The 17,825-nt window shown below is 57.9% G+C and carries 14 protein-coding genes; 11 read left to right on the plus strand and 3 right to left on the minus strand.

Annotation, left to right across the window (positions count from 1 at the left end):
* Window positions 1–259 precede the first annotated feature (259 nt).
* Window positions 260–691, minus strand: coding sequence for a winged helix-turn-helix transcriptional regulator (locus tag GT003_RS00070; protein WP_239565668.1), 432 nt, complete (start codon window positions 689–691; stop codon window positions 260–262).
* Window positions 692–830: 139 nt separating this feature from the next.
* On the opposite strand from GT003_RS00070, the gene GT003_RS00075 reads away from it, so the two are divergent.
* The 3 genes from GT003_RS00075 (at window position 831) to GT003_RS00085 (ending at window position 3,191) form a co-directional block, all read left to right on the plus strand.
* Complete coding sequence (locus GT003_RS00075; protein ID WP_161693137.1) at window positions 831–1,862, plus strand: aldo/keto reductase; 1,032 nt, start codon at window positions 831–833, stop codon at window positions 1,860–1,862.
* A gap of 205 nt (window positions 1,863–2,067) precedes the next feature.
* Complete coding sequence (locus tag GT003_RS00080) at window positions 2,068–2,577, plus strand: DUF1572 family protein (protein WP_161693139.1); 510 nt, start codon at window positions 2,068–2,070, stop codon at window positions 2,575–2,577.
* Window positions 2,578–2,648: 71 nt separating this feature from the next.
* A complete protein-coding gene (locus GT003_RS00085) occupies window positions 2,649–3,191 on the plus strand; it encodes a GNAT family N-acetyltransferase (RefSeq protein WP_161693141.1) in 543 nt (180 codons plus the stop codon).
* A 52-nt stretch (window positions 3,192–3,243) separates the two neighbouring features.
* Here GT003_RS00085 and GT003_RS00090 read toward each other — a convergent pair whose 3' ends face one another.
* A complete protein-coding gene (locus GT003_RS00090; protein ID WP_239565719.1) occupies window positions 3,244–4,140 on the minus strand; it encodes a helix-turn-helix transcriptional regulator in 897 nt (298 codons plus the stop codon).
* Between the two features lie 163 nt (window positions 4,141–4,303).
* Between GT003_RS00090 and GT003_RS00095 the strand changes: the two genes are divergently transcribed.
* Window positions 4,304–5,440 carry a Gfo/Idh/MocA family protein gene (locus GT003_RS00095; protein ID WP_161693145.1) on the plus strand — a complete coding sequence of 379 codons (1,137 nt, stop codon included), beginning with the start codon at window positions 4,304–4,306 and terminating at the stop codon, window positions 5,438–5,440.
* Window positions 5,441–5,584: 144 nt separating this feature from the next.
* Here GT003_RS00095 and GT003_RS00100 read toward each other — a convergent pair whose 3' ends face one another.
* Window positions 5,585–6,757, minus strand: coding sequence for a GntR family transcriptional regulator (locus GT003_RS00100; RefSeq protein WP_161693147.1), 1,173 nt, complete (start codon window positions 6,755–6,757; stop codon window positions 5,585–5,587).
* Between the two features lie 198 nt (window positions 6,758–6,955).
* On the opposite strand from GT003_RS00100, the gene GT003_RS00105 reads away from it, so the two are divergent.
* From GT003_RS00105 to GT003_RS00135, 7 genes are all read left to right on the plus strand, one after another.
* Window positions 6,956–8,365 (plus strand): sialate O-acetylesterase, encoded by a 1,410-nt coding sequence (locus GT003_RS00105; protein ID WP_161693149.1) that lies wholly within the window; start codon window positions 6,956–6,958, stop codon window positions 8,363–8,365.
* 149 nt (window positions 8,366–8,514) lie between these two features.
* Entirely contained in the window at window positions 8,515–9,096 is a 582-nt protein-coding gene (locus GT003_RS00110) for a type 2 periplasmic-binding domain-containing protein (RefSeq protein ID WP_161693151.1), read from the plus strand.
* Window positions 9,069–10,139: an extracellular solute-binding protein gene (locus tag GT003_RS00115; protein WP_161693153.1), complete on the plus strand. Its 1,071-nt coding sequence runs from the start codon at window positions 9,069–9,071 to the stop codon at window positions 10,137–10,139. Before GT003_RS00110 ends, GT003_RS00115 begins: the two co-directional genes overlap by 28 nt.
* Window positions 10,140–10,312: 173 nt before the next feature.
* Complete coding sequence (locus tag GT003_RS00120; protein ID WP_161693155.1) at window positions 10,313–11,275, plus strand: ABC transporter permease; 963 nt, start codon at window positions 10,313–10,315, stop codon at window positions 11,273–11,275.
* A complete protein-coding gene (locus GT003_RS00125; RefSeq protein WP_161693157.1) occupies window positions 11,269–12,177 on the plus strand; it encodes a carbohydrate ABC transporter permease in 909 nt (302 codons plus the stop codon). The genes GT003_RS00120 and GT003_RS00125 overlap by 7 nt, the downstream gene beginning before the upstream one ends.
* A 31-nt stretch (window positions 12,178–12,208) precedes the next feature.
* A complete protein-coding gene (locus GT003_RS00130; RefSeq protein ID WP_161693159.1) occupies window positions 12,209–14,410 on the plus strand; it encodes a glycosyl hydrolase family 95 catalytic domain-containing protein in 2,202 nt (733 codons plus the stop codon).
* A 28-nt stretch (window positions 14,411–14,438) separates the two neighbouring features.
* Complete coding sequence (locus tag GT003_RS00135) at window positions 14,439–17,669, plus strand: alpha-mannosidase (protein WP_161693161.1); 3,231 nt, start codon at window positions 14,439–14,441, stop codon at window positions 17,667–17,669.
* Window positions 17,670–17,825: the final 156 nt, after the last annotated feature.

Consider the following 17,825-nt stretch of genomic DNA (forward strand, 5'->3'; position numbering starts at 1 on the left):
ACTCTCGTAGAATCCCGATCCCCAGCAGATTGGCGTCGAGTGGATTCCGATTACGAAATGCCTTCCATTCAATTGTATCTAGAGATTAATGAGAACATCATAGATTACTATGACGGCGGAAGCTACCGTAATTATGTGGAGGAACAGGACATGCAAATGAGTAAGTCACTGACGTAAGATCTCCTATCCCGTAGGGGGGAAATAGAACAGCAAAAAGGACGCGCTGCGCGGCGCATCCTTTTTGCTTCGGGCATGACGTTCAATCTGAAGATCCGTTGGCGGCTGCCTGATATTGAAGCTTAAGTTCTTGTTCCTCCAGAAAGGTCAGATGTGTCTTTCCCCACTCAATCATGGTCATGAGCAGCTTATAAACACTCTTCCCGTGCTCGGTTATCGAGTAATCCACCCGCAGAGGCAATTCGTCAACTATGACTCGCTTAATTAAGCCGTCTCGCTCCAATTCCCGTAAATGCAGCGTCAACATTCGTTTCGTGACTGTCGGAATCAGCCTCAGCAATTCGCCGTATCGAACGGAACCGCCGGATACGATGGACTCGGCCAAGAGATGGCATAGGATGTAAGGCTTCCATTTTCCGTTAACGCAATTGATCGTCGCCTCAAAAGGCATCTGATAGGTGGCTCTGCGATAAGCTTCCATGCAAAATCCTTCGCCGAAATTATCGATACTCATCTTGCCCTCCTTTTAAAAGCGCCACGTCCTGCATCGGTGATTTTCCTTTTTGAAACCGGGAACAGAAATGTGCCTACTTATTCCAACCATTTTTTTCCTTTATAATACCATAAGAAGGATCGCAAAGGAGACGATGACATTGAAGTTCAAGTTGTTGGGGAGAAGCGGGCTGCGGGTTTCGGAAGTGGCGCTGGGCACGATGACCTTTGGTGGAGCAGGAGGATTCGGCGCTTCGAAGGATGAGAGCCGTAAAATGTTTGAAGCTTATGCGGCAGCGGGCGGAAACTTTATCGATTCGGCTAACAGTTATACAGGCGGCGAGAGTGAAGAATTAGTCGGCGAGTTTATTGCAGGTGCCCGTGAGAATTTCGTGGTCGCAACGAAATATTCGGTCTCGATGAATAAAACGCATCCAAATGGAGGGGGAAATCATCGTAAAAGCCTTGTTCAATCGTTGGAACAGAGCTTGAAGCGGTTGAACACGGACTATATCGACGTTTATTGGGTGCATGTATGGGATTTTATGACGCCGGTTGAAGAGGTCATGCGCGCACTGGACGATCAAGTGCGAGCGGGTAAAATACTCTATGTCGGAATCTCCGATGCGCCTGCGTGGATTGTCTCCCAAGCCAATACGCTCGCGGCTCTTCAGGGTTGGTCGCCGTTTATCGGACTGCAGACGGAGTATAGTTTAGTGCAGCGGGATGCCGAACGCGATCTGATCCCCATGGCTGAGGCTTTTGATATTGGAGTGACTGCCTGGTCGCCTCTAGGCGCCGGCGTGTTGACAGGGAAATATCAACACAAGGAGCCGGAGAATGCAAGAAAAGCGCGGATCAATGCTTACCGGTCGAACGAAAGAAATGTACGGGTCATCCATGAAGCGGTGCATATCGCATCCGAAATCGGGAAAACGCCAGCGCAAGTCGCGCTGAATTGGATCCGGCAAAAGAGAGGCGTGTTCATTCCGATTCTCGGTGCGAAAACGGTGGAGCAGCTTCAGGATAATTTGGCGTCGGTTGAATTCGATTTGACGGAACAACAACTGGAGCGACTTGATGAAGTGAGTCGAATCGGTTTGGGTTTTCCGCATGATTTTATCGGATCGGATGGCGTGAAAGGACTAATTAACGGTGAGTTCCGATCACGAATCGACAACCACAGACGATAATAAACCAATCACACGTAGAGGCTGTAAAAGGTCACTCAGTTCGAGTGACCTTTTACTTCTTGTTATTTAAACGATCGGATCAGGATGAATATAAAGCGGATCGGCAAGCTCCAGCTGGCTCACTATGAGAGCGAGATTCGTTTCGTAACCGAGCATTTCGAAGATTGGATATCGGATGTTAACCTATGACTATGGGGGATGTTCAGTGGAAATTGCCTTAGAACTAATTGACAGCCTGTTGGTTAAGTTCCGATCGGAGAAGAAATGGACGCTTCAAGCGATCGAACAATTGTCCGAAGAAGATATTGTTTCATCCCCGACATCGGAAAGCAACAGCATCGCGAACTTAATTGCTCATATAAGAGGGGCGGTACACTCGCGAATCGAAACCATTCTTCTCGATATTCCCGACACGAGGGATCGAGAGAAGGAATTCGAAAAAGGGCTCGCAATGTCAAAAGAGCAAGCGAAAACAAAGGCCGGCGATGCTTTTGATATTCTGATTCGCTATCTGGAACATCTCAGATCTGCACCGGAGTTATTGATGACGCAGCCCTTCCTTCATCGGCCCCCTCTTACATACAGCCAAGTAAATAACGAAACGACGGCGCTGAACCTTATCGTATCGATGTTTAGGGAGGTACATTTTCATTCGGGCCAAATCATCTACGCAGCGAAAATAAGAAAAGGGCAGCTCAGTTGGAATTACGATTAAGGTTATAATGGGCCATCAATCGTATGCGGACCGTAAGCGAAGGATCATGAAAACAACGAGGATGGTGCAAAATGTCGGAGCAGCGCGTGTATATCCGGTTCCCCGGAGATGCGGATGCCGCCGAATTGGCGGCGCTTTATAGGCGAAACAGGGAGTTTTTCGAGAAGTTTTCCCCAAGTAAACCGGAAGGCTTCGATCGTGAAGAACAGCAGTTGAACGCCATCCGGAAGAGCGAGTCGGACAGGGAGTCGGATCGCGGTTATTTGTTCGTGGTGTGCCATCGAGAGGATGACAGGATTATCGGCGACGTGTCGCTGTCCTTCGTCACTCGCGGGGCGCTTCAGAGCTGCATGATCGGTTACAGCCTCGACCAGGCGCATAATGGCAGGGGATATATGACGGAGGCCGTGAAACAGGTCGTTCGATATGCCTTCGAAGAGTTGAAGTTCCATCGGATCGTCGGGGAAGTTTCGCCGCGGAATCCGGGGTCGATTCGGGTGCTCGAGCATGCCGGCTTCCATAAAGAGGGGATTTCGCGCAGCAACGTGAAGATTAACGGCGTGTGGGAGGATCACCAGGTGTTGGCTCTGATCAATCCGTCCGAGGACGGCTAGAACGTGCATGGTTCGCTCAAGCCTCTGGTACGAGCGCTTTAAACCCGTCGTGCTACAAGATCGTACACATCTTCCGATACTCACGCGGCGACACGCCCTGCCATCGCTTGAACGCATGACTGAAGTGATGCAGGCTTGCGAACCCGATCGAGCTACCGATGGCCTCGACCTTCATGTCGGTCTCCCTCAAACAGCGTTTGGCCTCTTGATGCCGCAGATGCTGCACGTGCTGATTCGGGGTCACGCCGAATTGTTCCTTGAACAGGCGGACAAAATGGTCCTCGCTGACGTTCAGGCGTTCGGCCAGCACCGCATTGGGCCAGGATAGATGCAAGCTGCGGCCGAGTTCGTCGGCCAATTCGCGAAGCCCGGACAGGTAAGCAGCCGAAGCGGGACGCCGCGGAACGTTCTGCTGTCTCAGGATGGCCGCGAGCGCGAGCAGCATGGCCCCGCGGGTTACGAGATCGTATCCCGCTCGGGCGGTCATGAATTCCTCGCATGCCAATTCCATGCTTTTCACGATATCGGCGGGCAGCGATGGATATTTCCGAGCGAACAGCCGCTCGCCGTCAGGTCCCGTCGGCGACTGGCAGAACAGCTCGCCATGGACGCGATCCTCGTCAACGACCATAGGGATATCGGGCGTCGGCTCGAAGTCGTCGAAGAAGTCGAAGTGGATGCCCAGCATATGGGTGTCCGCGCTAGCCGGTATTTCAATGCGATGTCTCTCCGCGGCGCTCAGAAACATAAGGTCGCCCGGATAATAACGAAGCGTCTCGGGCTCGTCTATGAAATGAACGGTAATCTCGCCTGATAGAACGGCCATGATTTCGAAATCGTACAGGCGCCTCTCGGGCCCTTGGTAGTTGGAGGCGCGTTGATATTGCGCCCAATGGATACTCGGCATCCACGCGTTGCTTGGCGGCCTGGCGGCCGCAGGTGAGGTCATGTCCACGGATTTCCGATTCCTTTCTCTCGTGAAGTCGCATATAGACAACTTTATAACGGCGACAAGCAAATACTTCTGATGGATCCTATAGTATCATTTGAACTAGTAGCACGACAATCAACAACTATGACGGTCAAAATGATGCTGGCGGAGGTTCCGGGAGATGACGAAACGGATTGGAATCATCGGATATGGACTCAGAGTAGGCGGTTTATTCGGGAATTTGGAGGAGAGGAACGCGGACTGGCGGCTTGCAGCGATCGCGGACCTGCGGAAGGAAGAACTGATTGCTTCGATGGGAGATGCCGCGAACGGCATTCAATGGTTCGAAGACGCGGATGACATGCTTGACCGGGCGGATTTGGATGGAGTCGTGATCGGTACCCGCTGTAACTTGCACACCGAAATGGCGCTGAAGGTGTTAAAGCGTAATCTGCCATTATTCCTTGAGAAGCCCGTTGCCACGACGTACGAGGATTTGCTTCGGTTGAAAGCCGGTTATGAGGCCTCGGCTTCGCAAGTGGTCGTCTCGTTCCCGCTGCGCAATACGCCGCTCGTGAAGCTGGCGAAGGAGATCGTCGACTCCGGGAAGATCGGAACGGTGGAGCATGTGCAGGCCGTGAACAACGTGCCTTACGGCGGCGTCTACTACCACAGCTGGTACCGGGACGAGAGCATCACCGGAGGCTTGTTCCTGCAGAAAGCCACGCATGATTTCGATTACGTCAATTATTTGGTCGGCATGCAGCCGACTGCCGTATGCGCCATGAAATCCAAGCAGATCTTCAAAGGCGATAAGCCCGCGGGACTCATGTGCCGGGATTGCGAGGAGAAGCATTCCTGCGAAGAAAGCACGCTGAAGCCGGAGAACAAGCCGTGGGGAGAGTACTGCTGCTTCGCGGTCGATACCGGCAACGAGGATTCGGGCAGCGCGCTCATTCGATACGAGACGGGCATGCACGTGAGCTACTCGCAAAATTTCTTCGCCCGAAGAGGCGCGCAGAAGCGGGGCGCGCGGCTGCTCGGTTACAAGGGCACGCTCGAATTCGATTGGTATACGGGCGAATTGCGAATCGACATGCACCATGAGGCGCGCGTGGAGACCCATCGTTTCGACCTCAATGCGATGGACGGACATGGCGGGGGAGACGGCAAGCTGCTGCAAAATTTCGCGCAGATCGTGGACGGCACGGGGCGTTCCGACACCTCGCTGAACGACGGCTTGCTGAGCGCGCTATTATGCCTGAAGGCCAACGAATCCGCGAACACGAATACGTTTCAGCAAGTGGCCTGGACCTAGAAGCAGAGGGTCAAGCCGTAAAATCACGAAGCGTAAAGCGGCTTTCGTCTTGATAAATGAAACAAACTAGCGTAAACGGTCTTCGTCCTGATAAATGAATCCAACGCGCGAACGGCGCGCCCCTCGGGGCGCGCCGTTTCTTTGTTAGGCTTGCGACGCCGTGTCCGTGTCCGAAAGCGAATGCGCTGCGGTGCTGTTCCGCATGATTAACTGCGTCGGCAGGTAGATGCCGCTCGTCATGCGATTCGGTCCTTCGATAAGCGCAATCGCTTTATCGGCGGCCTGCAGGCCCATCTCGTAGAAGTTCTGGCGCACGGTCGTGAGCGGCACTTGGATATGCGTGCCGAAGGCGCTGTCGTCATAGCCGATGACCGAGATGTCCTGGGGCACGCGGATGCCCAGATGCGCGAGACACCGCATCAGCTCCAGGGCGATGACGTCGTTGATGCAGAAGATCGCCGATAAATCGTGATGCGCGGCGAGCGCCTCGCGCAGCGGCTCCTCGAGCGGGGAATAGAAATCCTTGCTGTACTCGTTTCCCGCGCGCTCCTTGAACTGCTTCGACGTGCAGCCGAAGATACGGTTCTTGCCGAAAGCGATCTTGTGCTCGGCCATAATGCGGGAGTAGCCGATCAGGCGTTCCTTGATCGTAGCGATCTCCCGCATGTCCGTCCAGATGAACGCCGCCGTCGACCGGTGGCCGAGTTCGACGAGATGGGTGGCTGCCAGTTGGCCGCCTTCGACGTTATTCGATACGACGAAATCGCAGGGCAGCGTCGTCAGGTAAAGATTGACCAGCACGAACGGGAAGCCGTTGCGCTGCAATTGGGCGATCGGCGCGTGCATCTTCTCGGTGAAGCTCGTATAGACGACGAGTCCCTGGATGCCCTCGTCGACGAGTTGGGTCAGCAGCTGTTCTTCCTTCTTCGGATTGCCATCGGAGTTGCTGACGATCAAACGGTAGCCGCGTTCGGACAGTTGCTGCTCCATGCCCTTGAGCAGGTCGGGCGTGAAGCGAAAATCGTACGGAATGACCAAGCCGATCGTCCGCATCGGCGATTCGCTTGGCTTCGCGGGAGCGGCCGCGATCGGGGCTTCGCTTTCGGCGATGAAATTGCCGACGCCGTGAATGCCGTAGATATCGCCGTCGGAGGTCAACTCGGCGATGGCTTTATGAACCGTGCCGCGGCTGACGTCGAACAGCTCCATCAGCTCGATCTGCGACGGGATTTGGTCGTTCGGCAGAAGGGCGCCGCTTTTGACTTGCAGGCGAATATATTCTTTGATTTTGCGGTATGCAGGTATGAAAGTCGACATGGAATTCCTCATTTTATCGTTTCTAGTATTGGTGACACTCGCAGAGCGATCGGCGGAAATAGGGAAGAAAAGGCAGTACCATCCTATTCATCGTAGTATGAATGCTGCCGCATTGTCAAATATTTTTGTACTAGTACAAACTATATGATGAAACGTGTATGATTACGGATGAACACGATGAACGAAGGGGGAACGGACATGACGGAGTGGAAACAGCTCGGCGTGCGCATCGAGCGCGGACCGTCGAACTGGCAAATCCTGCAGCAGCGCGGGGGAGCGGCGGACATAAGACTGGCGGGGAGCTGGCATTTCGAAGGGGAGACGAATGGCCGCCCGGAAGTTTACGGGCGGGTCGTGAACGAGAATGACGGGACGGAGACCGTCGGTTGGACAGCTTGTCGGATGTTCGGCGACGATAAGTGGGAAGTGGAGCTGCGGGACGTGCCGGCAGGCGGATTATACCGGATCGAGACGTGCTTGGCCGTGGATGAGCATACCGTCGCGAATTGGCCGTATCGCGGAGATATCGTTCACCACGTGGGAGTCGGCGACCTGTGGATCATCGCAGGGCAAAGCAATGCCGCCGGCTACGGAAGAGGGCCGTTCCACGACCCGCCGGAGATGGGGGTGCACGTGCTGCGGGACAACGGCTCGTGGGATCTTGCCTCTCATCCGTTTAACGAATCGACGGGGACGATCTATTGGAACGTGTACGAGGTGTGCAATACCGGCCATTCGCCGTTCCTAGCGTTCGGCAGGATGGTGAGAAGAGAGACGGGCTATCCCGTCGGCTTCGTCATGGGTGCCCAGGGCGGAGCGCCGCTCAAGGATTGGGCTCCGAACCGCGGGCTGCTGGATATCAAGCTGAGGCGGGCGCTCGCGCTCGCGGGCGGGCAGGCGAGAGGCGTGCTCTGGTACCAGGGGGAGTCGGACACGGGGACGGAAGAGGAGGCTTGGACGTACGGCGCGCGGTTCGCGGCGCTTGTCGGAAGCTGGCGCGAGCTGCTCGGCGACCCGGCGCTGCCGGTGCTTACGGTTCAGTTGAACCGATATTACCAGTCGCCGGAGGAGGCCTTCGCGTGGAACCGGAAATGGGGAGTCGTACGGGAAATGCAGCGCCGCGCCGCGGAGGAGTTGGCGAATGTATACGTCGTGCCCTCGCTGGACTGCCCATTCTCGGACCAAATTCATAGCGGGCCAGCAGGCAACATGCTGCTGGGAGAACGGCTGGCGCGGACCGCGCTCGGCGCGGTATACGGTAAGCGCCTGCACTTCAAGGCTCCGAACGTCGCCGAGGCGGTCGAGATATCCGCGGAAGGGGAGCCGGCTATTCGCCTGCGCTTCGACGGGGTCGCGGGAACCCTCGTGAACATCGGCCTGCGCGAGAGGCCGTTTCGGGCGGAAGACGAGGCCGGGGAGCTCGGCATCGCGAATTGGACCGTAGAAGGAACGTCGAGTGTCGTCCTTCATCTGGAGCGAAAGATCGTCGGGAAATCCGAGGTGCACGGAGCCGCGGAGGTCGATCCGTCCGCCGTGCTGCCGCTCGATTCGGCCACTTTTTTGCCGATGCTTGCCTTTTACGGCGTACAAGTACAGCAGAAAAATTAAAAAACTGTACATGTATATTTTTTATTGACACGACTCCTATCCTGCATTAGAGTGAAGCTACACAGGGAATGGAAGCACTTACATAACCAATTAAACTTCAATTTCCAGTCCTTGGGCATTACTAGTGCATTATTACAAGGGGGATTTTTATGACTAAGTATGCGAAAGGGCTGCTAGCCGTAATGACGGCCTCGACTTTGCTCTTGGGGGCCTGTAACAACAATGCGAACGACGGCAATAAGGCCGGCGCAGCGGATGCTTCCAAAGACAACGGCTCGAACGGCAATGCGAATGCGAACAACGCGGCAGCTGACAATGCGCCGGCCAACGCGGAGAAGATCAGCTTGAAATGGATGATTCCAACGCAGCAGAAGGCACCGGTCGGCGACAGCCTCATCATGCAGGAGATCAAGCAGAAGTTCAACGTCGACATCGAATTCGTGGAAGCGCCTCCAGGCGACCAGTACGACGAGAAGAAGAAGCTCGCGATCGCGTCCCAAGCCATTCCGGACCTAATGACCTGGGTGATGAAGGACGAGGCCAACAAGTACGGTCCGGAAGGCGCGTTCCTCGAGATTACGCCGCTTCTGGATCGATTGCCGGAGCTGAAGAAGAAGCTCGACGCGGATCCGAACGGCAAATACAACGCGTTCTCGCCCGACGAGAAGCTCTGGCGCTTGCCGGACTATATAACGTACAGAACGTGCCGATCTTCGATTTCAGCTACGTGAAGGCCGAATTCGAGGCCGTAGGGTCGCCGGAACCGAAGAACTGGGACGACATCTACGACGCGTTGAAGAAGCTGAAGGCGAAGTATCCGGACAGCACGCCGCTTGGCGGCCGCGGCAAGGAACTCGGCCAGAATTTCCGCCAATTCTTCGAGCAGAGCTTCACGTCCGGCAAGAGCGGGCAGCCGGCCTTCAATGATCAGGTGGTCGCGTTCGATCCCGACAAGAAGGAATGGTACTACGGGCCGACGGCGCCGGGTTTCAAAGACTCCATTGCGTTCCTCGCCAAGCTGTATAAGGAGAAGCTGCTCGATAACGAATATTTGACCATGGACATGAACGCGCTGCAAGCGAAGATCAAAGACAAGAAGGTCTTCATGATCGACGATTACGTCGGCGGCCTCTCCGGCATCGGCGACCTGAACCCGGGCGGCGTGCTGGTTCCGCTCCCGATGCCGACCTTCGGCGGCAATGCGCAAATTCTGGGCTACACCGGCTCGCATGTCGGCGACCGCGGCACGGTGCTCAGCGGCAGCCTGAAGGGCGACAAACTCGACCGCGTGCTGCAGATGCTGAACTACATGTATTCCGATGAATTCTACGATCATCTCTATTGGAATCCGGAAGTCACCGGAGAGAAGGACGGCAAGAAGTATTACACGAACGAGGGCATGTACAGCGGCGACGCGGCGGTCAAGGACAAATATTTGCCGTGGTCCATCATGGGCGGTTTCCAAGTCGACAACGAGACGACGACCAAAGCGGGAACGCCGTACGCCGACTACAAGCTGAACGTGCTGACGGCCGAAGCCAACAAGGATAAGTACCTTCAGCAGCCGATTCTGCCGTTCGATACGGAGCAAAGCAAACGGCTATCCGAGATTCAGACGACGCTGACCGATTATTGGAACCAAACGATCGACCAGTTCATCGTGGGCAAGAAAAGCATGGACGACTGGGACGGCTTTATCTCCGACCTGAACGGCAAAGGCGCCGAAGAAGAAGTCGCGATCTACAACGAGGTATACAAGAAGTTCTTCCAATAAGGATGAGTAGGCGCTTGGCGCCGGAAATGAACGAAACGCATGATGGCACGCATGCGGCCGCGCTCCCGAAGCGCGGCCGCATGCATTACGAAACGCGGCATGGACGAACGCCTGCGGGGCCGCCGGCTCCGTAGGCATTCGCGTTCCAAGCCGCGAACGGAAGGAGCAAAGCCATGGCTTCGACGACTGACGTCGAACTCACTCTCGCCTCGGGCGGGCGCGGACGGGGAAGAAGCGCCGCGTGGAAGAAAATCAAGCGCAGCCGGTTCCTGTACCTCCTGCTGCTCGCGCCGGTTCTCTGGTACGTCGTGTTCGCGTATCTGCCCATGGTGGGCGTTCTGATCGCCTTCCAGGATTTCAGCTTGTACAAGGGCGTGTTCCACAGCGACTGGACGGGATTCGATCATTTCAAACGAGCGCTGACGGACGCCGGCTTCTGGGCGGTCTTCCGCAATACGATCATCCTGGGCACCGTGACGTTCGTCTTCGGATTCCCCGCGCCCATCCTGCTGGCGCTGCTGTTCAACGAGCTGCGGGACGGCCTGTTCAAGAAGGCGGTCCAGACGATCTCGTACTTGCCGTATTTCGTGTCGGTGGTGGCGATCGTCAATATCGCGATGATCATGCTGTCGCCGTCCACGGGCGTCGTGAACGGATTCCTGAAGCTGATCGGGCTGCATGAGATCTATTTCATCATCGAGCCCGGATGGTTCCGGCCGCTCTATGTGCTCATTAATCTATGGGTCGGCACGGGCTGGACGTCGATTATCTACTTGGCGGCAATGAGCAGCATCGATACGCAGCTATACGACGCGGCGAAAGTCGACGGCGCCAGCCGTCTGCGGCAAATCCGGCACGTGACGCTGCCGGGCATCGCGCCGACGATCACGATCCTGCTGCTGATCTCGCTGCCGAGCATCGTAGCCACCAATTTCGAGATGGTGCTCCTGCTGCAGCAGCCGATCACGTACAGCACGTCCGACGTCGTGGGCACGTACATCTACCGGCACGGCATTCTGAACAGCGAGTTCGACTACACGACCGCCGCGACCGTCATCTTCAGCATCATCAGCTTGGCTATTATCTTCGCGTCGAATCGTATCGCGCGCAAATTCGGGGAGACGAGTCTATGGTAAGAGTAAGAACAACGTCCGATTCGCCCCGCGTTCGCGCGGAAGCGTTCGACTGGATCGTGCGCGTCCTCGTCCTGTTGATTTCCGCCGCGATGCTCTATCCATTCCTGTATATCCTGGCGGTGTCGCTGAGCGCGTCCGACGAGATCCACGGGATGAACATCACGGTGTATCCCAAAGGGCTGAATTTCGACGTCTATCATTATATTTTCAGGCTGCCGCAAATCTATCGGGCTTACTTCAATTCGATCCTGTACACGACGATCGGCACGGTGCTTAGCATCGCGATGACAATGCTGTGCGCCTATCCGCTGTCTAAACCGTGGTTGTACGGCAAGGGGAGCATCGTCATGTTCATCGTCGTGACGATGTTCGTCTCCGGCGGTACCATTCCCATGTTTATCCTGGTCAAGATGCTTCATATGTACGATTCCATGTGGGCGCTGATCGTGCCCGGTCTCATGAACACGTTCTACATGTTCATCGCGCTCGCGTTCTTCAAAGGGATCCCGCTCGACCTGGAAGAGGCCAGTTATATCGACGGCGCGGGCGACGCCAACATCTTCACGCGGGTATTCCTGCCATTGGCCAAACCGATCACGGCCACGCTGTCGCTGTTCTATGCCGTAGGGTATTGGAACTCCTGGTTTCCGGCCGCGATCTTCCTGATCGACAAAGACAAGTATCCGATTCAGCTGCTGCTTCGCAATATGATGGTGGGCGTGGCCAAGGGCCAGCTGTCCGTCTCCGTCGTGCTCGGCGAGACGAGCGCGGCCGGCGCGATCAACCTGCAGTCGCTGAATTACGCGCTCGTCGTCGCGGTCATCCTGCCTATCATTCTTCTCTATCCGTTCGTTCAAAAATATTTCATCAAAGGCGCCATGATCGGTTCCCTGAAAGGGTAGGAAGCCGCAGCCAGTCAGAGGAGAGATTCATATGTTCAAAGACTCATGCGTTACGCAGCTGTCGCCTTGGCGCGCCGGCGAAGAAGCCACGTCCTTGCCGGAGCGCATCTTCCCCGCGTACGCCGGATCCGGCATCTGCGCCGTCGGTCTCGATGCATCGGGGCTGCAAGGTTTGAACCATCGGGTGCAGGCGGCGTACGGCTCCGCCGAGCGGGCGGGAGATCTCTATATCATTCATCACGGCATGATCGGCGACCAACTTTTCGAAGACTGCGCGCTGCCGCTCGGCTACATGGATTGGGAGATGGAGCTGGATGGCGACCTCATTACGTCGGCGAACCTGGCGGAGAAAGCCGTGCTGTGGGAACGGGAGCTTCTGCTGGACGAAGCGAAGGTCGTAACCACGATGATGTTCCACAACCGGCTGCGGCTCCGGATCGCGGTCTGGGTGCCGTACGGCACGAAGAGCCCCGTCGTCGAAGTCGAGCTGCAAGGCCGCCGTTACATGGCGAAGCCGCTGGAGCGGGATCTCGCCGTCTCGTTCCGCTTGCGGGTCACGCCGCAAACCCGCCAAGGCGCGCCGCTCTACGCGAGCTTCGCGGCCGGAGACGACGCGCTGGCGCTGGAATTCCAAGGCAGCCGCGATCACTACCGAGTCGAATACACGCTCGACAACGATCTCGGCCTTCGTCCGCAATTCGCGGCCGGCAGATTCGGCATCGAGTGGAAGACGAGCGTGGGGCATGACGCGCAGACGCTGCGCGCCGTGGTCGGTCTCGGAGAGCGCACGCCGGCAAGCGAGCTGGAGGCCGTTCGGGAACGCCACCGCGCGAGCTGGTCGTCGTATTTCGCTTCCATGGCGGAAGTGAGTGGCATCTCGGACAAGGAAGCGTATTTGCTGCATCATTCGTACTATCTGATTCGCATGGGCATGGATTTCTCCAAGGGCATCACGATCGGTACGCCGTTCTATCAGCCTTGGTGCTGGAAGGCGTCCGTCTTCTGGGATTCGCACTTTGTCTCCGACGGTCTCCTGCGGGCGGGAGATCGGGCGGACGTGGACACGTTCCTGGATTTCCTGCACCGGACGATGAAGCCGGAGGGCAAGCCATTCCCGTGGATGATGCAGCACGACGGGCATTCGACGATTCCGGAAGAGCGCGACTTCGCGCCGCTCGTCATCAGCGCGCATGCCATGACCGCGATCAAAGTATTCGAGTACGGACGCGACCTCGCGCAGCTCGAGAGGGTCGTCTTCCCGATTCTCGCGCGCATCAGCGCGTTCGCGGCGGACAACATGTTCCGGGAAGAGGAGGACGGCCGGTGGATCGTCGCGATGCCGGTCAGCAACGACGTCGTCGAGGACGTCGCCGTCGAGATCAACCAGACCTATACATGCGCATGGTTCCTCTCGGTGTTCAAGAAGACGATCGAATACGCCGAGCTGCTCGGTACGGGCGAAGAGATCGCCGCGCGGCTTAGGCCGATCGTGGACGGTTATCATCTGGAACATGAAGACGGGATGTACCTGCACGCGCGGAACATGCCGATCGACGAACAACATTATGCGTCGTGGACGCCGTTCCTGCTGTATCCGACGGAAGCGTCGCCGTTCGTGGACCTGGAGAGGCTTCGCCGTACGAGGGAGCGCTTCAACTTCCCCGATCTGTACATGGAGAAACAAGGCGATTTCCAGCCATGGGGCAATTTTATGCAATCCTCGTCGGATCTGCGTCTCGGCGAGGTGGAGAAAGCGCATGCGACGTTCGCACAGGGACTGAACTATACGTTCGGACCGGGGCTGTTCAGCGAGGTCGGTCCTCGGCAAGAGACGGTAGCGCTGCCGCCGTATATTACCGCGCACGGCAATTATATTTCGAATTTGCTGAGCTTCTTCGTGACCGATTCCCTGTGGGGCGGGCAGGTCGGTGTGTTCGCGCGCCTGCCGGAAGCATACCGGGGCTTAAGCTTGAAGGTGAAGGGCATTCATGCCTTTGGCGGAGCGTGCGTCGCGGAAGCCGAGTACGGGCCCGTTCGCGTAACCGCGAAGCTGGGGGGTCTCGGGACAGGTGCCGCCGTCGAATTGCCGGTGCCGGTGGACGTTCCGGCCGAGGCGGTCGCCGTTCGCGTTAACGGTGCCGACGCGTCGTTCGAACGGGCTTTCGGCGGCCGCACGATCATCGTGCGAGTGGACGGCTTAGCGAAACACTATGATATCGAGGTCTCCGCATAGGATGGGGAGCGAAAGGAGCAGTGCGGAGATGACGACGAAAGCGAACGACACTCAAACGGCTGCCGCGCAATGGCGGTCGGCCGCCGACGCGCTCGTCAGCCGAATCGCCTTGCGCCGGGACGAGATCCGGGCGGCGCTGCGGCTGGTGACATGGAAAGCGACGGGCGATCCGGTCGAGGCGGCCGCCGCTCCCGAATTGTCGAAGTCATGGGAGGATGCGGCCGTGCCGTATAATTGGTCGCCGAGGGACTGCTCCATGACGCTCCATTACCGGCTTCGGCTGGAGACGAACATGCTCGGCGTCGACTTGCGGGGATCGAGGGCGACCGTCGAATTATGGGCGCCGACGGGCGGCAAGGTATACGTGGACGGAAAACTTGCGTACGAGTCGGACTATTGGGCGGACACGCAGGTTGTGCCTGTGGAGCTGACGCCATCCTTGGCGGATGCCCAGACCTTCGACATCGTCTTGCAGACGCGCCAAGGCGATGGGTTCGGCCTGTTCTTCATCGCCGACTTGTCGGTCGCCGCGCTGGACGATCGGTTGTTCGAGCTCGACCTGCTGGCGGAAGAGATGGCTTTCACGGTTTATCTGGCTGGCCGCGGCGATGTGGTTGCCTCTCTGAGACCGGCTCTGGCTGGCGCGGCAGCGGCTTTCGACGCGGCGACGCTGGAGCGCCGGGACTGGGTGGCCTTCGATGAGGAAGTCGCCCGGCTGCGGACGTCGCTCGCGCCGTTCGCGGACGCGGCCAAGCGCTATCGCGTCTACTTGGCGGGCCATGCCCATATCGACTTGAACTGGTTATGGCCGCAGGCGGAGACGGACGATCTCGTGCGCCGGGATTTCGAGTCGATGGACGGCATCATGGCCGAATACCCGGATGTATGCTTCTCGCACAGCCAGGCGGTGACGTATCGCATCGCTCAGCACAACGAGCCGGAGCTGTTCGAGCGCGTCAAGGGCTGGATCCGCGACGGCCGTTGGGAGGTCACCTCGGCCACGTGGGTCGAAGGCGATCTGAACATGGCCGGCTACGAGACGCTCGCCCGCCAGTTCTTGGAAGGCATCACCTATTCGCGCGGGGAGCTCGGGGCCGACCCGCAGGTCTGCTGGGAGCCGGACACGTTCGGCCATCCGGCGACGATGCCGCAGGTGCTGGCGCAAGCGGGCATCCGATATTATTATCACACGCGGCCGCTACGGGACGTGCCGATCTATTGGTGGGAAGGACCGGACGGTTCCCGCGTTTTGACGTTCAACGATCCGAAGGTTTACTTCGGGCGCGTGTATCCGTCGCTGATCATTCCGGATTCGATTCGCATGGCTGAAGAATATGGTTTAACCTGCAACTTGCATGTCTACGGCATCGGCGATCACGGCGGCGGCGTCACGCGCAGCGACGTGCGGCGAGCGATGCGAATGCGCGAATCGCAGCTGTTGCCGGACATCGTTTTTGCCCCTACGGTCGAATTCTTCAAGGACGTGGAAGCATCCGGCGCGAATTTGCCGGTCATCCGCGGCGAATTGAATCCGGTTTTCGAAGGCTGCTACTCCAGCCACGGAGATATCAAGAAAGCGAACCGGGAGACGGAGCATGCGCTCGTTCGCGCGGAGACGTTCGCCTCGATCGCCGAACTGAGGGGAAGCGCCAGGGTCGAGACGGCATCCCGATTGCAGGAAGCATGGCGGAGACAATGCTTTAATCAGTTTCACGATATTTTGTGCGGCTGTTCCATTCGCGAGGCGTACGATGAAGCGATTCCGGCTGCCCGTGCGGCGCTGGAGGAAGCGGATCGGGCGGCGGCGGAAGCGACAGGCCGCCAGTTGGCAGCGCAGCCGGATACGGAATCGGATGCGGAAGCGGTAACGCTCTGGAACGCGCTGTCGTGGACGCGCACGGACGTCGTCGAGCTGCCGTTCGCGGACTATCCGGCGCTCGCCGGCTGGCGGACGGGCGATCGGCTCGCCGGATCCGACGGTTCGGAGTCGATCGTTCAGCGCACCGAGGATGCGATCGTGTTCGTCGCGCGAGAGGTGCCGGCGCTCGGAACGAAGACGTACCACTGGATTGCCGCGGATGCCGCGACGGGCTCCCCCGCCGCTCACGAGGGGTGTATCGCGATCTCGAAAGCAGGCAATCCCGTGCTGGCCGGCGAGCGGTTCTCCGCGGAGATCGATCGGGAATCCGGCACGATCGTAAGCTTGCTCGACCGCGCCGTCGGCCGCGAGCTGTCGTACACGCCGCCAGATCCCGGCGTCGAGGCGAATCAGACCAAGGGACTGCTTAACTTGCTGGAGCTCCAGTACGAAGAGCCCCACTGGATGTCCGCTTGGAAGCTCGGCACGATCTCGGCTTCGAAGCGGCTCGTGTCCGGGGCAAAGCTTACGCTCGGGGAGCAAGGGCCGGTCATGCAGTCGGTTCGGATCGCGCATCGCTTCGAACATTCCGAATTGGAGCAGGAAATCCGGATTTACCGAGGAATAGACCGCATCGAATTCCGTACGCGCGTGAATTGGGGCGAGCTCGGCAGCGAGGCCGCGCCGGCACCGATGCTGCGCGTGCTGTTCGCGCCGAAGCTGCAGCCGACGACGCATATGTTCGACGTGCCTTTCGGCTCCGTCGAACGGCATCCCGACGGACGGGAAGTGCCGGCGCATCAATGGATCGACGTTTCGGAGGCGGGCTATGGGCTGTCGCTCCTGAACGACGGGAAGCACGGACACTCCATCCACGGCAACGAGATGGGCATGACGCTCGTGCGCAGCTCTTACGAGCCGGATAATCTAGGCGACCAGGGCGACCATCATCGTTTCGCCTATGCCATCTATCCGCATGAAGGCGATTGGCGCGAGGCGGGTACCGTCCAACGCGCTTGGGAGTTTAATCAACCGCTGTGGGCCGTGACGGCTGCCGCGAACGAAGAGTCTCCCGCGGACGGCGGCGCAATGCGAATCATCGATGCGGGAACGGGCGGGAAGGATTCCGATTCCGTCATTGTCACCGCGTTCAAGCAGGCGGCGGACGGTACGCCTGGCGAGTGGGTCATTCGGGTGGCAGAGACGGCGGGCCGGCCGGCGAACGTCAAGCTGGTCGCGAATTTCCCGGTCGCCGGAGCGAGTGCGTGCGATCTCGCCGAGACGCCTCAAGCGCCGCTTGCCGTGGAAAGCGCGGAGAATCACTCGGTCGTGAATCCGGGGCCGCTCGGTCCGAAGGAATTCCGGACGATTCGCATACGGGCGCCAGCGCCGGGGGAATGATAGCGGGCAAGCATGGTAATGTGCGCGCAATAGTTTGTGATTGGAAGAGGCCCGCTGCTGCGGGCCTCTTCTTTGCGGTGTTTTGCTCCAATTGAGGTGCGGCAATACGAACCTTTTCCTGCTGTTTATTAATATCGTTCGCTAACGTTTATCGAG

The sequence above is a fragment of the Paenibacillus sacheonensis genome, from assembly GCF_009909195.1.
In the GTDB taxonomy this organism is placed as follows: domain Bacteria; phylum Bacillota; class Bacilli; order Paenibacillales; family Paenibacillaceae; genus Paenibacillus_Z; species Paenibacillus_Z sacheonensis.

What these genes read in the sequence shown, in the direction of transcription:
- GT003_RS00070 (WP_239565668.1), bottom strand. Translation starts at nt 691, where the DNA reads ATGAGTATCGATAATTTCGGCGAAGGATTTTGCATGGAAGCTTATCGC.
- GT003_RS00085 (WP_161693141.1), top strand. Translation starts at nt 2,649, where the DNA reads ATGTCGGAGCAGCGCGTGTATATCCGGTTCCCCGGAGATGCGGATGCC.
- GT003_RS00090 (WP_239565719.1), bottom strand. Translation starts at nt 4,140, where the DNA reads ATGACCTCACCTGCGGCCGCCAGGCCGCCAAGCAACGCGTGGATGCCG.
- GT003_RS00095 (WP_161693145.1), top strand. Translation starts at nt 4,304, where the DNA reads ATGACGAAACGGATTGGAATCATCGGATATGGACTCAGAGTAGGCGGT.
- GT003_RS00100 (WP_161693147.1), bottom strand. Translation starts at nt 6,757, where the DNA reads ATGTCGACTTTCATACCTGCATACCGCAAAATCAAAGAATATATTCGC.
- GT003_RS00105 (WP_161693149.1), top strand. Translation starts at nt 6,956, where the DNA reads ATGACGGAGTGGAAACAGCTCGGCGTGCGCATCGAGCGCGGACCGTCG.
- GT003_RS00110 (WP_161693151.1), top strand. Translation starts at nt 8,515, where the DNA reads ATGACTAAGTATGCGAAAGGGCTGCTAGCCGTAATGACGGCCTCGACT.
- GT003_RS00120 (WP_161693155.1), top strand. Translation starts at nt 10,313, where the DNA reads ATGGCTTCGACGACTGACGTCGAACTCACTCTCGCCTCGGGCGGGCGC.
- GT003_RS00125 (WP_161693157.1), top strand. Translation starts at nt 11,269, where the DNA reads ATGGTAAGAGTAAGAACAACGTCCGATTCGCCCCGCGTTCGCGCGGAA.
- GT003_RS00130 (WP_161693159.1), top strand. Translation starts at nt 12,209, where the DNA reads ATGTTCAAAGACTCATGCGTTACGCAGCTGTCGCCTTGGCGCGCCGGC.
- GT003_RS00135 (WP_161693161.1), top strand. Translation starts at nt 14,439, where the DNA reads ATGACGACGAAAGCGAACGACACTCAAACGGCTGCCGCGCAATGGCGG.